Genomic DNA, 13,670 nt, shown 5'->3' with positions numbered 1-13,670 from the left:
TGAAGCAGGACGTTCACCGGTGACCTTGCGGGCAGCCGCCCGGACCGGACTTCAGGGCGCATGAGGAAGATACGACGTACTTCCGCGCCGGCACTACCAGTGGGCGAGCGGCCCCGGAAGGTGGACAAGTGAGTGAAGACGCCGTGTGGGTCAGAAGCGTGACGGGCATCCAACTGCATCACGTGACCGATCTTCAGGACGCTCGTCGGTTCCTGGGCAACGCTGTCATGGCGCTGGGCGCAGCCCATGTGAGAACGGGCGATGCCAGGTTCTCCGGTCTCGCCGACCAGCTCAAGGCAATGGTCGCCCAAACGCATGACCTGGAGGGCGAGGCACGGGAGAGCATGCACCGGCTGCACTCCACGGATCCCGAGCGGTTCGTGCGCTGCCGGGAGGGCGAGGAGCCCTGGCCGGACGAGCTCCAGGCGGGCTTCGTCCCGCGCCACACCTGCCGGGACAAGTGCCTCTACCACGACCATGAGGTGCTGGACGCCATCCTGCAGTGCACCTGCGGCCGGCCCCCGTGCCGCGCCTGTGCGATCGCGGGGGCTCCCTGACACGGAGAACACGGAGAGCGGGGCGTGCCGTCCCGGGCCGTCTGTGCACGGGCGGTGACGGCTCCGCCGACTCCTGCCGTGCGTGTCAGACGGTGTACGAGCGGGCCCCGGTCCCGGCGAGCCTGCCGCCCTCCACGATGAGGTACTCCTGACGGATCGGGCGGTTGTCGAACCAGCACTCCAGGATTTCCCGGACGCCTGCCGCGTACCTGGCCTGCGCGGAGAGCGTCGAACCGGACACGTGCGGTGTCATGCCCTCGTGCGGCATGCTGCGCCACGGGTGGTCCTCTTCCGGCGGCTCGGGGTACCAGACGTCACCGGCGTAACCCGCCAGATGGCCTCGTTCCAGAGCGCGTACCACGGCGTCCCGGTCGACGATCAGCGCGCGGGCTGTGTTGACGATGTACGACCCTCGCTTCATGGTCGCGAGCATCTCGTCGTCGAAGAGGTTCACCGTCTGCGCGTGCAGCGGCGCGTGGATGGAGAGCACGTCGACGGCGGCCGCCAGGGAGCGGGCATCCGCATGCCAGGTCAGCCCCAGCTCCCGCTCGAGGTTTGGTGGCAACCTGTGCACGTCGTTGTAGTGCAACTTCACATCGAACGGCTTCAGCCGGCGGAGCACTGCCATGCCGATCCGTCCGGCACCGAAAACGCCGACGTCCATGCCCTCCAGGTCGTAGCTCCGCGAGACGCTGTCGGCCACGTTCCACCCTCGGCGGGCGGTGACCCACTCGTGGGCGGGCAGATAATTGTGGACGAGAGCAAGGATCTGCATGACCGCGTGCTCCGACACGCTGATGCTGTTGCTGTAGGTGACCTCCGCAACGGTGACGTCGTGCTCGATGGCGCTCGGCAGGTCCACGTGGTCCGAACCGATCCCGGCTGTGATCGACAGCTTCAAGTGCGGTGCGCGCCGGATCCGGTCAGGGGTGAGATAGGCGGGCCAGAACGGCTGCGAGATCACCACCTCGGCGTCGGGAAGTTCCCGTTCCAGCACGGAGTCGAGCCCCTCCTTGTCGGAGGTGACAACCAGTGTGTGGCCCCGTTCCTCCAGGAACGGACGCAGACCGAGTTCGCCGGAGACGCAGCCGACCAGCTCACCCGGCCTGAAGTCGATGCTCCGGGGGGTGGGCGCCGTCTGCCCTCCGGGATAGCCGCTGATGACGGGGATCTCATCTCGGGCATACCTGGGCGGGTAGCCGTCAACGGGATCCGGATAAAGCACCGTGAGAATCTTTGCCATGGCCGTACTCCTACGAAGGCCGGCGCACAGGCGTGGTCCGGTAACCGCGCATTCGCTCCGGCCGGCCTTGCTGTCCGGTACCGAGTGACCGGGCCGCCGCACAACAAACGGGCCCAAAAACGCTGATCACCGCGCCCGCAAAGCCTCGACCGAGCAGCCTGTGGTGCGGGGGCCACGTCCTTGCCACCCGGTGGGACTCGCCGCGCCATACCCGCCCATTCGGCACGGCGGCGCAGGGCTACCCCAGGGGCATCTCCAACTCGCCTTGACAGGCCGTCGTCACAGGCGTTGCCTGGAATAAGAGGCGATGCTACTCCGGTGTTCATTGGCTCGACCAGAACCGCGCCACGGCCTAAAGCCGGAAGCGTGGCGGGGCGGAGACGACTCATGGCGACGTATGAGTATTCCTGCAACCACTGCGGATCGTTCGACGTCAAACTGCCGATCGGCACAGCGCCGACCGCGCACGCCTGCCCGCAGTGCTCGAATACGGCTCGACGTGTGTACTCGTCCCCCGCGACCGCGTTCACCCCGCCTGCCGTCGCGGGCCTGCGCGAGCAGGAGGAAAAGTCTCGGGAAAACCCCGCGGTGGTCACGCGGGTGCCTCCCGAGCAGGCTGCGCCGAGGCCGGCCTATCCAGCCCTCGCCCGGCTCCCCCGACCCTGAGGGGAAGTCGCGGACCGGCGGAATCAGTCCAACGCCTCCTCGGAGAAGGGGGCGTGGGGCGGTCTCGATCCCTGCTGCCGCCTCGCCAGAGGCACGGGGTGCGCACAACAGCATCTCGGCCGCATGACCGCCCGGCGGGCCCCTCGCTCGCGGAGCGAAATCTCGGGAGGTGTCCCCCTTGGCCAACGTCGGACTTCTCTTTGTAGGCGCGGTGCTCTTCCTGAACGGGTTGATGCTGCTGGGAAAGGTCGACAGCCGATCAGCCGCCGTATTCAATCTGTTCGTGGGCGGACTTCAGGTCCTCACACCCACATATCTCATCATCGCCGCGAATCAGGACCCCCGCCAAATCGTGCTCGCATCGGGCATCTTCCTCTTCGGTTTCACATACCTGTATGTAGGAATCGGACTACTCATGGGACTCGACACGACAGGCGTGGGCTATTACTCACTGTTCGTGGCCATCGTGGCTCTGGGTTATTCATTCGTCAACTTCCGGCTGTTCGACGATCAGCCGTTCGGAGTGATATGGCTCTACTGGGCGTTCCTCTGGTTCCTTTTCTTCCTGCTCCTGGGACTGAAAATGGAGACCCTGACGTCCTATGTCGGCTGGGTGACAGCGATCGAAGGCTGGGTAACCGGCGTCATACCGGCATTCCTGCTGCTGGCCGGTTACTGGGTCACCGAGAACTTCTTTGAGACGGCGATCGCGCTGGGCGCGTTCGGCGTCCTGACCTTCACCGCGCTATGGATCGCACTTCGCCGGAGGCGGCCCGGCAGGCCCGCGGAGGAGTACAGCGCCCCGGGCTACCCGGCCGGCAGCCCCGGCTAGCAGCCTGCCGATGATCGCCGCCGACTCCTCGATGGGAGCGCCGGGAGGTGGTTGAAACGCGAGAAACGAAGACGGCAGAAGCGGCGTGAGGGGTGGTCAGAGCACCCCGGGCCACGCGCCGCACCCACTCACCCGTACAGAACAGATCACGGAGTTCACATGCCTGACGTAATCTTCAGCGTCGACCAGTCCCGGTCGATGCGCGACCAGGCCGTACCTGGACACAATAGGTGGCATCCGGATGTTCCGGTCGCCGCGATGGTCCGCCCGGGGGACGAGTTCCGCGTCGAATGCCGCGAATGGACCGACGCGCAGATCGGCAACAACGACTCCGCCAACGACGTCCGCGACGTCGACCTGATGCGCTGCCACATGCTCAGCGGGCCGATAGGCGTCGAAGGCGCGGAGCCGGGCGACCTGCTCGTCGTGGACATCCTGGATCTCGGGCCGGTACCGCAGCAGGTCGGAAACGCACCGGGTGAAGCCTGGGGATACACCGGCGTCTTCGCCAAGGCCAACGGTGGAGGCTTCCTGACGGACTACTTCCCCGATGCCTACAAGGCGATATGGGACTTCCATGGGCAGGTGGCGACCTCCAGGCACCTACCCGGTGTCCGCTTCACCGGCATCACCCACCCGGGCCTCTTCGGCACCGCGCCGTCCGAGGAACTGCTACAGCGGTGGAACACGCGTGAGCAGGCCCTGATCGACACCGACCCCAACCGGATCCCGCCACTCGGGCTCGCGCCCGACCCCGACCAGGCCCTCGCCGGCCAGGCGACCGGATCGGATGCCGGACGTATCGCCCAGGAAGGGGCCCGCACCGTCCCCGCACGGGAGAACGGCGGCAACCACGACATCAAGAACTTCACTCGTGGATCCCGCGTCTTCTACCCGGTCCATGTTGCGGACGCCAAGCTGTCAGGCGGTGATCTTCACTTCAGCCAGGGAGACGGTGAGATCACCTTCTGTGGCGCCATCGAGATGGGCGGCTACATCGACTTCCACGTCGATCTGCTCAAGGGTGGCATGGAAAAGTACGGTGTCACCACCAACCCCCTCTTCATGCCGGGCAACGTCGAGCCCCGGTACTCGGAGTTCATCTCCTTCATCGGGATCTCCGTGGACCACGACACCAACACCAACTACTACCTGGACGCGACGGTCGCCTATCGCCGCGCCTGCCTCAACGCCGTCGAGTACCTGAAGAAGTTCGGTTACACCGGAGAGCAGGCATACCTGCTCCTCGGTGCGGCCCCTATCGAGGGACGCATCAGCGGGATCGTCGACATCCCCAACGCCTGCTGCTCCCTCTACCTCCCGACCGGGATCTTCGACTTCGACGTCCATCCCACTGCGGAGGGACCGAAAGCCGCAGACCGCGGTCAGTGCGCGGTGACCACCTGAAGCCGACCGATCCCCCCTGACCGGGATCCGGCACCACCGGGCCCTGACTCCGATCGGCACAAGCCGCCCGGAGGCCGGGCCCGGCCCGGCAGTGGGACAGTCACACGATCGCAGTGAGTCGCTCAGGCGGTATCCGGACAGTGAGGGCCGGGGACTATCCGAAGACCGCCTTGGCCACGGCCAAGCCGATGAACACCGCTCCGAGCCCCGCGATGACCGAGGCCACCACGTTGACGAACGCCAGGAACCTCGCGCCGGCCGCGGCCAGGCTCAGCGTTTCATAGGAGAACGTCGAGTACGTGGTCAGCGCCCCGCACAGCCCGGTCCCCAAGAACAACTGCATGTCCTTCGACGCGGCACCGGACAGCGCCGCCCCCGTCAGTGCGCCGAGAATCATCGAGCCGGTGACGTTGGCGGCGAAGGTGCCCCACGGGAAGACCGTGTCGTGACGCGCCTGGACCGCCCGGTCGGTCAGATACCGCAGCGGGGCCCCGATCGCGCCGCCGAGCAGCACCAGCAGCAATCTCATCGGCTCACGGCCTCCCGCCCCACGTAGTGCACCACCTGAACCTCCTCCAGGGTCACCAGCCCCTCGATGGCCAACTCGTCCAGCTGCGGCAGGAAGGCACGGATCCGCTCCTCCTCGTCCACGATGACAACCGCGATCGGCAGGTCGTCCGCCATCGACAGCAACCGGGTGGTGTGCACGATCGAGGACGCCCCGAACCCCTCCACCCCACGGAAGACCGACGCCCCCGCCAGCCCGGCCTTGTGAGCACGGTGCACGATCTCCGTGTACAGCGGCCTGTGATGCCAGGTGTCGGTGTCGTCCACGAAGACCGTCATGCGCAGTGCGCGACCCGTAAGCTCCATCACTGTCTCCTCCCGACCAGGGCGCGGCGCGCCGCCGCCACGCCGATCGTCACCGCGGCCATCGCGGCCACAACGGTCACCGCCAGGTAGGCCAGCGCAATACCGGCCCGCTCCTGGACGACCAGACGTTCGATGTCGGCGCAGTACGTGGAGAAGGTGGTGAATCCGCCCAGCACCCCCGTGCCGAAGAACGGCCGCACCAGCGGGTGCACCGACCACACCTCGGTCACCACCACCAGAAACACCCCGATGATCAGACAGCCGACCGCGTTGACACCCAACGTCGTCCACGGGAACGCGCTGCTGCCCGTGGGCCACAGTTGCCCCGCCTCATAGCGGGCGCCCGCCCCCACCGCCCCACCGACGGCGATCACGGAAAGCACCGCCGACTCCCGCCGACGCGCTTCACCCCGAAGCCGCGCCTCCCCAGCAGCCGTGGCCCGCCCGGCCGGCCCGGCGACCGTGCTCGGCCCTCCAGCCACACCCCTCAGACCGCTGCGCCCCACACGCCTCTGCACACCGACCACCGTGTACCCGCCCCTGCTCCAGGTGAGCAAGGGCCGTCGTCGCGTCACTGCCGCCCGTCGGGCACCATCCCCTGTAACCCCATCGATGCCGTACGACCACCCTAAACCTCGCTCCCGAGGAGGCGTGTCCGAGGTGGGCGATGGACACGCCGATCCGCGGCTCGCGGGTGTGGTGCCGTTGCGCGACGGCGTCGGCCAGGTCGGTGAAGCCCCTCGCATAGGAGTGGTCGAGCGGATGCCAGCCCTCGTCCCGGCCGCCTACGTGCAGAACGAAGAAGCCGCCGAGGGCCGCCACGTCGTGCAGGGCCGCGGTGACGGCCTCTGCAGACGCCCGAGCATGTTCGGTCATGTCGGGGCGCTTCCTTTCTGGCGAGTGTCCCGATGCGAGATCAGTGAGTGAGCGTGAGTGCCCGGCTCGTCCGACAGCGGGTCACCGCCGAGGCGTGCGGGCCCTCCTGGCGGGCACGGCTTCAGGAGGCCGTACGCCGCCGCGGTGGCGTGATGGCGTACAGGTCGAGGATGTCCGGCCGGGCAGCCACACCGGGTCCGCCCGCGCGTACCCAGGCGGCGATGTCCTCGGTCGTGTCCGGGTCGTTGACCAGCCCCAGCCAGACGGGCCGGGCACCGGCGGCACGGCCCGCGGCGGAGGGCTGGACGACGATGACATTGGCCTGGTCGCAGACGTCGAGGCAGTCGGAGACACGTACCGGCGCCACCGCGCGCAGGCTCTGGGTCTGGGCCGTGTGATCGACGCCGGTCACTTTGGGACTGCCACAGCAGCAGTCCCGGCACACGACGATGCGGCACGGGACCGACCCGGTCACCGTCACTTCCGTAGACTCGTCGGCCGTCGCTCCGGTCGGCATTGCGGACATGTACACGCCCTCCCCTTCCCCGGTACCCGGTACAGCGCCTCGTACGGCACGACCACATCGAGCGCGGTCGATCTGTCGTACAGCAGTACTACAACTCACGTCCTGCTCCCTCCGACTCCGGCGATGCTCTCCCGTCCCGCCGGGTAGCCTGCGCCGACGGTGTCTCACCGGCCGTCACCAGCCCCGTGCCAAGACCACCCGCCACTACAGTGGGCGAAGTGCTGGTCCGCTCCGGCCCACTCCCGCACTCCGCAGGGACCGGCAGGCGCGGACACGCGTTCGTCTGTCCAACCCGCTGGTCCGTGGGAAAGGCGGGCCCTCGGGTTCAGGAGCCGAGGCTCCTGAGGTCCGCCGCGAGTGAGCTGATGGCTGCGGGGTTGCGCGGGCTTTCGACGAGGTCGACGTAGTCGAGAACGACGATCCGGTCGTTCTTGACGGCGGAGACGTTCGCGAGCGGCTTGTAGGACTTGAGGAACTTGCGCTTCTGTTCCGCGGTGATGTCGCCGTAGTCGTTGATCACGATGACCTCGGGGTCGCGGGCGACGACGGTCTCCCAGCCCACGGTGGTCCAGCTGTCCTTGAGGTCCTTCATGATGTGGTCGCCGCCGGCCTTGGTGATGATGTCGTGGGGTCCGGCGAAGGCGCCGGACGTGAACGGCTTGTCCTCGCCACTGTCGTAGAGGAACACCCGGGGCCGGTCGGCGCCCTTCGGAGCCCTCGCCTGTGCTTCGGCCACCTGCTCGCGGAACGAGGTAATGAGGGTTTCGGCCCTGTCCTCGACGTCGAACACCTTTCCCAGGTTGCGCAGGTCCGTGTACAGCGCGTCGAGCGGTGGCATCACCCCGCGGGCCTTGCCCTGTCCGTTGCGGCACGACTCGCTGAGCAGATACGAGTCGATGCCCACGCGTTGCAGCGCGGCGGGCGTGAAGCCCTCGCCCTCGTTGAATCCGTAGTTCCAGCCCGCGAAGACCAAGTCGGCACGGGCGTCCAGTACCAGCTCCTTGTTGATCCGCTCCTTCGAAAGCCACTTGGTCTTCCGGTAGCCGTCCTTCCACGGCACCGTCGTGAGATCGCCCTTGTCGTCGGGCATGACGTATCCCGCCATGTGGTCCTCCAGGCCGAGGGCGAACATGATCTCGGTGATTCCCACGTCATTGGTGACCACGCGCTGCGGAGCCCGCTCGAACGTCCTCTTCTCACCGCAGTTCTCCACCGTGATCGGGTAGTGGTCGTCGGACGCCCGCGCGGCGTCCCCCTCCCCCTCCCCCTCCTCCGACGAGACGTCCGCCCCGCAGCCGGTGACGGCAAGAGCCAGGGCGAGGACGAGAGCGGCGGGGCGTGCGAGGTGCGGCATGGTGGTGGTGACTCCTTCGAGGGTGGACCGGGGAGGCGGGTTACTGGGAGGGAAGTCGGTCGAAGAGCAGTTGGACCGCGCCTGTTTCCGGGTGGGGGACGCGGTGCGCCCGGACACCGAAGACGTCGGCCAGCAGGACGGGCGTGAGAACGTCGTGGGGGGCGCCGGAAGCGACGATCCGTCCGCCGTCGATGACGTGGACGAGGTCGCAGTGGAGCGCGGCGAGGTTGAGATCGTGCAGCGCGGTGAGCACGGTCAGTCCACTGGCCCGGACCAGGGCCAGGACCTCCAACTGCTGGGCGATGTCCAGGTGGTTGGTGGGCTCGTCCAGCACCAGGACCTGCGGCCGCTGCGCGAGCGCGCGGGCGATCAGGACCCGTTGCTTCTCACCGCCGGAGAGCGTGAGGAAGCCACGGCCGGCCAGATGGCCGGCGCCGACTCCTTCCAGTGCGGCGGCACATGTGCGCCGGTCCTCGTCGGTCTCCCGGGCCACCGCCCCCTGGTGCGGCAGCCTGCCCATGGCCACGACCTCGGCCACCGTGAAATCGAACTCCGCGACCGCTTCCTGCGGGAGAGCGGCGAGCCGACGCGCGCTTTCGCGCGTGCTCATGGCCAGCAGGTCGTCGCCGCCGAGACGTACCGCACCGGCTGTGGGACGCAGGGCCCGGTAGACGCATCGCAACAGGGTGGACTTGCCGCTGCCGTTGGGCCCGACGAGCCCCACGAACCGGCCACTGCCCGCCCGCAGCGAGACGTCCTCCACCAGCCGCGCTCCGGAGATCTCCACGGTGAGCTTGTCGATGTCGACCTGCATCACACGCCTCCGAAGGTGTAGGTACGGCGGCGCATGAGCAGGACGAAGCAGGGCACGCCGATCGCGGCCGTCAGGACGCCCAGCGGCAGTTCGGCGGGGGCGAGCACCACGCGCGACAGGATGTCGACCCAGATCAGCAGCACGGCGCCGGCCAGGGGGGCTACGGCCAGCAGCCGGCGGTGGTCCGCCCCGACCAGCATCCGGGCGGCGTGCGGAACCATCAGGCCCACGAAACCGATCGCCCCGCTGACCGCGACCACCGCCCCGGTGACGGCGGCGGTCGTCAGGAAGAGTTCCTTGCGCAGCCGTCCGGGGTCCACGCCCAGCGCGGCAGCGGTCTCGTCGCCCATCGCCAGGGCGTTCAGGCGCCGGGCCGAGCAGCCGAGGTGGACGAGGCCGCCGAGCACCGCGCCCGCGGCGATCGGTACGGAGGACCAACTCGCGCCGCCCAGACTGCCGAGCAGCCACATCATCGCGGACCGGGCCGCCTCACCGTGCTCGGCGGCGAACACCATGAACGTGGTCACGGCCGAGAAGCCGTAGTACAGCGCGGTACCGGTCAGCACGAGCCGGAGCGGCGTCAGCCCCCGCGGGGTGCGGGCGATCGCGTACACCAGCACCATGGCCGCGAGCGCGGAGAGAAACGCAGCCGTGGACAGCGCCCAGACACCGAGTGCGCCGAAGACGCCGAAGATGAGCACGGCGTTGGCCCCGACGGCCGCACCGGAGGAGATGCCCAGGACGAACGGGTCCGCGAGCGCGTTGCGGACCATGGCCTGGACGGCGACGCCGACGGATGCCAGACCGGCACCGACCACCGCCGCGAGCACGGCGCGCGGGAAGCGTAGTTCCCACACGATGACGTAGGAGGAGACCTCGTCCGGAGCTATGGACCCACCGGTCAGCCCCGCCCAGAGGTAGTGCAGCGCCTCACTCCACGAAAGCCCCGACGCCCCGATGCCCGCCCCGCAGGCCAGGGAGACGGGAAGCGCGACACACAGGCCGGTCACGAGCAAGGGCAACGAGACGCGCCGGGGTGGTGGGGGTCCGCTGCTCTTGGTGCGGTGCGGTACGGCGGGTGTGCGGTCGCAAAGCGTGGCCACAGGCGGATCGCTTTCGCCTCGGGCCGTGCACCTGCGTGATCGAAGGAGCGGGCCCGGGCGCTGGGCGCCGTGCGCAGCACCTCTCGCAGTCCACGGCGATTGACAGGAGCTTCACCACCGCGGGTAATCGGGCTTACGGAACCCTGTGCGGGACTCCGCCTACCGTTGCGGGTCAGCGCCGGACTCAAACCGGACTTCCCCCACGAGGCGCTTGTAGCTTAGCGCCTGCCCCATGCCTCCTCTCCACGGGGATTCCGCGCCCCGCCCTGGGACGAGAACGACGAGATCGTGGTACTCGGCGCCGAGTACCCGTGGGCGCCCAGCGACGACATCCGTGCTCTCTTCGAACGGACGGCGCCGACCGGTGAGTTGCCTCTGTTCTTCACCCCGGACTCCTACAGCCGGCACCTCGTGCGCGGGCTGAGGAGCAGGCATGACCGCGGGCATCCGACGCGTCGGGGTGGCCGGCGGCCGGCAGTGATGGGCGTAGTAGGCGGACGGGGCGATCTTGCGGTCGTGGTCGGTCAGGACCCGGCAGATCGGCTCGACGCCGCCGAAGCGGCCCTTGTGCTCGTCGATGAACGCTACGAGCGTGTGTGTGGCCGGTCGGGCTCGGCCGCGAAGAAAGACGCCGCGGCTCTGAGGATGTCGTTCGCCCGCTTCAGCTCGGCGTTCTCCTTCTTCAGCCGTTTCAGCTCGGCGGACTCCTCCGTCGTGGTGCCCGGCCGGGGGCCGGCGTCGATCTGGTCCTGCCGTCCCCGCTTGCGCAGGGTCTCGGTCGTACCGATGCCCGGCTTCTGGGCGACCGCTTTCATCGCGGCCCGCTCGGTGTCGTAGTCGGGCCGCACCTCGGCGACCGTCCGCACCGCACGACGGCGCAGCTCAAGCGGGTAGAGGGAAGGACGTGCGATGACTCGCTCCGCTCACATGATCGAGTTCCTGGCGAACCCGGAACACGGTTCGGTGAACCGTCCCGCTCCCTGCCTCCCGGTCACCCCGAGGCCAGCTGTTCCGCTATCTCCTTGATCCAACCGGCGGTCTTCGCCGGGTCATTGAGGGTGCCCGCCCATGCTTCCGGCTCCAGCTTGTGGTTGGTGGGTCCTGATTTGAGGGCGCTGAGGAGGGCCCTCGCGGACTGCCTCATCTCGGCCGTTGTGTTGCCGCTGCCGGGGATGTCGGGACCTGCCGCCAGGGCGTAGATCTCGCGCGCCATGGCCTGGCGTTCGCCCTTCGACACCTTCGTCCAGAACTTCAGGGCATGCTGCAGCGATTCATTGCGGGATGCGGCCCCCGCCGGGGTCCCGCCCTCCGGCGCCCAGCGCTCGGGGTGGCGGACCTCTTCGTAGCGCTTCGTGGCGGCGCGGAGCGCCTTGTACATGGTGACGCCGAGGACGAGGCCGGCCCCGGCCCCGGCGAGGCCCCATCCGACCGGGTTGCTCGCCAGCCCTGCTGTTCCCGCCGCGACCGCCGTCACGACGCCGGCTGCGGCCTTGGTGGATTCGCCCACCGCGCCGCCGACCGTCTCCTTGCCGATCTTGGTAAGCTGCTTCTTCTTCGCGTACCCCTGCACCGTGCTCAGCTTTTCCACGTCTTTCTCTGCTCGCCGGAGGCTCTCGGCGGCGTCACGGGCTTCCTCCATCGCCTCCCAGGCGGCGTCGATGGCCTCGGAAACCAGCTCCAGCCGTCCCTCGCCCTCATGCTTCCAGTAGGCGTCCAGCGCGACGTACGCCTCCGCCGCGGCCCAGCCGGCCTGCTCCCGCGACTCGTTCAGCCGGGCCAGTGAGCCCGCGTGGACGAGGTGGGGGTCTCCGAGCTTCTTCACCTTCATGTACTTGCTGGCCGCTCCCCCGGCGCGGAAGGCCGCGCGCATGCCCTTGATCGCACCGACGGAAGCGCTGGCGATACCGCTCGCCTCGGACGCCACCGCGGCGTCCGCCGCCTTCTGGATCTTGGTCACCTCCTTGGCGATGGCGGCGCTGTAGCTTCCCGAACCGGCGGCGCCGACGACCGTGTCGACCCCCTTGGTCTTGGCCTTCTTGTTCGCCGTGTGGTGGGCGGCCCCGCTCTCGTGCTTCTTGGCGTCCTTCATGTTCTTGTACGCGTCCATACCGTTGACCACGGTGCCGGCGGCCTCCGTGAGGAGGTTCCCGGACGCGGCGGAGGTCCCCGAGGCGGCGGTGGAGTGCTTGAGACCCTCGTTGGCCGCGGCGGCGGCCTGCTGGGTGAAGCCCGCGTTGGTGGGGGTCTGGACACCCTTGATGAAGGTGTCGATGGGCTCGAGATTCTTCTTGAACCTGTCCAGGAGCCCGGCGATCCGGTCGCGATAGTCCTTCTTCTTCGCTCCGGCGGACGCGCCGCCGTTCTCCGGCGCCTTCCCCTTGTCCGCGCCCCTGGCACGCTGCACCGCCGCGGTCGTGGCCCGGTTGCCGGCGCTGGACTGCAGCTGGAGGAGGGCGTGCTCCCCCGAGTTCCTGGACGGACTCCCGGTCCGGCTCCCTTCCCGACGCTGCCGGGCCGACGTCAGGACGGCTGCGGACTGCCGTGTCGAGGTGCGGTGAACCGGGGTGCTCATGGACATACCTCTCCTGCTGCCGGACCGGGCGAGGCGAAGATAGCCAGGCACGGCCAACAGAAGGGGTGCGGTGGGGAAACCCTTCGGGAATGCTGTGGAACACGTTGTGGGAGAACGGGTCTCGGACTTAGAGCTTGTCTCAGGTGGCGATTTTTGCGAGCTTCTTGTAGCGGCACAGGGCTGCTGCCAGGCCGAGAAAGGCCAGGTAGTTGCGGGGGGTGGCGTTCGTAGCGGTGGTTGAGCGGCGGTATCCGGTCAGCCAGGACATCGTGCGTTCGATGACCCACCTTCGGCGCCCCAGCCGTTCGCTGGACTCGACTCCCTTGCGGGCGATGCGCTTGCCCCATAGCCATTTCCGCAGGTGAGCTACGTCGTACGCCTTGTCGGCGTGCAGGCGCTGGGGCTTGGAGTACCGACCGCGGTGAGGGTGGCGTCTCGTGTGGTCACCTTCGGCCATCGGCTTCAGCGCGAGGTTGTCGTGGGTGTTCGCCGCGGAGAGGCCGACGAGAAGAGGCAGTCCGTCCGCGTCCGACAGGACGTGCGTCCTGGAACCCGGCTTGCCCCGGTCGACAGGATTCGGACCTGTCAGGTCCCCCTTTTCAGGGCCCGCGTGTTCACCGGGTCGATCGCGCAACGGGACCGGTCCAGCTCACCCCGGGAGCCAAGTTCGTCCAGGACCGGACGGTGTAGCTTGGCCCACACCCGGGCCTTGGTCCACTCGGTGAACCGGCTGTGCGCCGTGGCTCCGGACGGCCCGCGGGACCGCGTCAGGACGTACCGGCGCTCCACGGCATCGTCGACGCCCTGACCGAAGCCGGCACCTGCGGGATCCGGCTCGGGGTGACGT

Annotated in this window: 14 protein-coding genes and 2 pseudogenes; 5 read left to right on the top strand and 11 right to left on the bottom strand. The window is 68.5% G+C overall.

Translation table 11 applies throughout. From position 1 onward, the window contains the following. Nucleotides 1-128: 128 nt before the first annotated feature. Nucleotides 129-557, top strand: coding sequence for a hypothetical protein (locus tag V4Y04_RS35260; protein WP_211273210.1), 429 nt, complete (start codon nucleotides 129-131; stop codon nucleotides 555-557). An 85-nt stretch (nucleotides 558-642) separates the two neighbouring features. Here the strand turns inward: V4Y04_RS35260 and V4Y04_RS35255 are convergent, their stop codons facing one another. Beyond that, the gene (locus tag V4Y04_RS35255; protein ID WP_332432347.1) at nucleotides 643-1,800 is read right to left on the bottom strand and encodes an NAD-dependent formate dehydrogenase; all 1,158 of its coding nucleotides are present in this window, start codon (nucleotides 1,798-1,800) and stop codon (nucleotides 643-645) included. Between the two features lie 387 nt (nucleotides 1,801-2,187). Between V4Y04_RS35255 and V4Y04_RS37950 the strand changes: the two genes are divergently transcribed. The 3 genes from V4Y04_RS37950 to fmdA all read left to right on the top strand — a co-directional run bounded on the left by V4Y04_RS37950 (nucleotide 2,188) and on the right by fmdA (nucleotide 4,705). Next, nucleotides 2,188-2,466 carry an FmdB family zinc ribbon protein gene (locus V4Y04_RS37950; RefSeq protein ID WP_443080134.1) on the top strand — a complete coding sequence of 93 codons (279 nt, stop codon included), beginning with the start codon at nucleotides 2,188-2,190 and terminating at the stop codon, nucleotides 2,464-2,466. 178 nt (nucleotides 2,467-2,644) lie between these two features. After that, a complete protein-coding gene (locus V4Y04_RS35250; RefSeq protein ID WP_332432346.1) occupies nucleotides 2,645-3,298 on the top strand; it encodes an AmiS/UreI family transporter in 654 nt (217 codons plus the stop codon). Nucleotides 3,299-3,457: 159 nt separating this feature from the next. Continuing rightward, nucleotides 3,458-4,705 (top strand): formamidase, encoded by a 1,248-nt coding sequence (gene fmdA, locus V4Y04_RS35245; protein WP_332432345.1) that lies wholly within the window; start codon nucleotides 3,458-3,460, stop codon nucleotides 4,703-4,705. 154 nt (nucleotides 4,706-4,859) lie between these two features. Here fmdA and crcB (V4Y04_RS35240) read toward each other — a convergent pair whose 3' ends face one another. Genes crcB (V4Y04_RS35240) through crcB (V4Y04_RS35230) form a run of 3 tightly spaced genes read right to left on the bottom strand, consistent with a single transcriptional unit; the run spans nucleotide 4,860 to nucleotide 5,961 of the window. Continuing rightward, nucleotides 4,860-5,234, bottom strand: a complete 375-nt coding sequence (gene crcB / locus V4Y04_RS35240; RefSeq protein WP_332432344.1) for a fluoride efflux transporter CrcB — start codon at nucleotides 5,232-5,234, stop codon at nucleotides 4,860-4,862. Beyond that, nucleotides 5,231-5,581, bottom strand: a complete 351-nt coding sequence (locus V4Y04_RS35235) for a DUF190 domain-containing protein (protein ID WP_332432343.1) — start codon at nucleotides 5,579-5,581, stop codon at nucleotides 5,231-5,233. Before V4Y04_RS35235 ends, crcB (V4Y04_RS35240) begins: the two co-directional genes overlap by 4 nt. Further along, nucleotides 5,578-5,961 (bottom strand): fluoride efflux transporter CrcB, encoded by a 384-nt coding sequence (gene crcB / locus V4Y04_RS35230; RefSeq protein WP_332432342.1) that lies wholly within the window; start codon nucleotides 5,959-5,961, stop codon nucleotides 5,578-5,580. Before crcB (V4Y04_RS35230) ends, V4Y04_RS35235 begins: the two co-directional genes overlap by 4 nt. A 268-nt stretch (nucleotides 5,962-6,229) precedes the next feature. Here crcB (V4Y04_RS35230) and V4Y04_RS35225 point away from each other — a divergent pair, with 268 nt between their 5' ends. Next, nucleotides 6,230-6,505 carry a hypothetical protein gene (locus V4Y04_RS35225; protein ID WP_332432341.1) on the top strand — a complete coding sequence of 92 codons (276 nt, stop codon included), beginning with the start codon at nucleotides 6,230-6,232 and terminating at the stop codon, nucleotides 6,503-6,505. Nucleotides 6,506-6,575: 70 nt separating this feature from the next. Here the strand turns inward: V4Y04_RS35225 and V4Y04_RS35220 are convergent, their stop codons facing one another. From V4Y04_RS35220 to V4Y04_RS35190, 7 genes and pseudogenes are all read right to left on the bottom strand, one after another. After that, the gene (locus V4Y04_RS35220; RefSeq protein ID WP_332433119.1) at nucleotides 6,576-6,971 is read right to left on the bottom strand and encodes a (2Fe-2S) ferredoxin domain-containing protein; all 396 of its coding nucleotides are present in this window, start codon (nucleotides 6,969-6,971) and stop codon (nucleotides 6,576-6,578) included. Nucleotides 6,972-7,305: 334 nt separating this feature from the next. Beyond that, the gene (locus V4Y04_RS35215; RefSeq protein WP_332432340.1) at nucleotides 7,306-8,334 is read right to left on the bottom strand and encodes an ABC transporter substrate-binding protein; all 1,029 of its coding nucleotides are present in this window, start codon (nucleotides 8,332-8,334) and stop codon (nucleotides 7,306-7,308) included. A gap of 40 nt (nucleotides 8,335-8,374) precedes the next feature. Next, a complete protein-coding gene (locus V4Y04_RS35210; protein WP_332432339.1) occupies nucleotides 8,375-9,148 on the bottom strand; it encodes an ABC transporter ATP-binding protein in 774 nt (257 codons plus the stop codon). Next, nucleotides 9,148-10,251 carry a FecCD family ABC transporter permease gene (locus V4Y04_RS35205; RefSeq protein WP_332432338.1) on the bottom strand — a complete coding sequence of 368 codons (1,104 nt, stop codon included), beginning with the start codon at nucleotides 10,249-10,251 and terminating at the stop codon, nucleotides 9,148-9,150. Before V4Y04_RS35205 ends, V4Y04_RS35210 begins: the two co-directional genes overlap by 1 nt. 462 nt (nucleotides 10,252-10,713) lie before the next feature. Further along, nucleotides 10,714-11,162, bottom strand: a pseudogene (locus V4Y04_RS35200) (IS3-like element ISMyma3 family transposase); the annotation flags it as partial. Nucleotides 11,163-11,242: 80 nt separating this feature from the next. Then, the gene (locus tag V4Y04_RS35195; RefSeq protein WP_332432337.1) at nucleotides 11,243-12,823 is read right to left on the bottom strand and encodes a hypothetical protein; all 1,581 of its coding nucleotides are present in this window, start codon (nucleotides 12,821-12,823) and stop codon (nucleotides 11,243-11,245) included. A 139-nt stretch (nucleotides 12,824-12,962) separates the two neighbouring features. After that, nucleotides 12,963-13,579, bottom strand: a pseudogene (locus V4Y04_RS35190) (IS5 family transposase); the annotation flags it as partial. Between the last annotated feature and the right edge of the window lie 91 nt (nucleotides 13,580-13,670).

Origin of the sequence: Streptomyces sp. P9-A2, assembly GCF_036634175.1 — a bacterium.
GTDB classification, from domain to species: domain Bacteria; phylum Actinomycetota; class Actinomycetes; order Streptomycetales; family Streptomycetaceae; genus Streptomyces; species Streptomyces pratens.
Note: the sequence above shows the minus strand (reverse complement) of the source record. Positions and strands in the feature narration are given on the sequence as shown.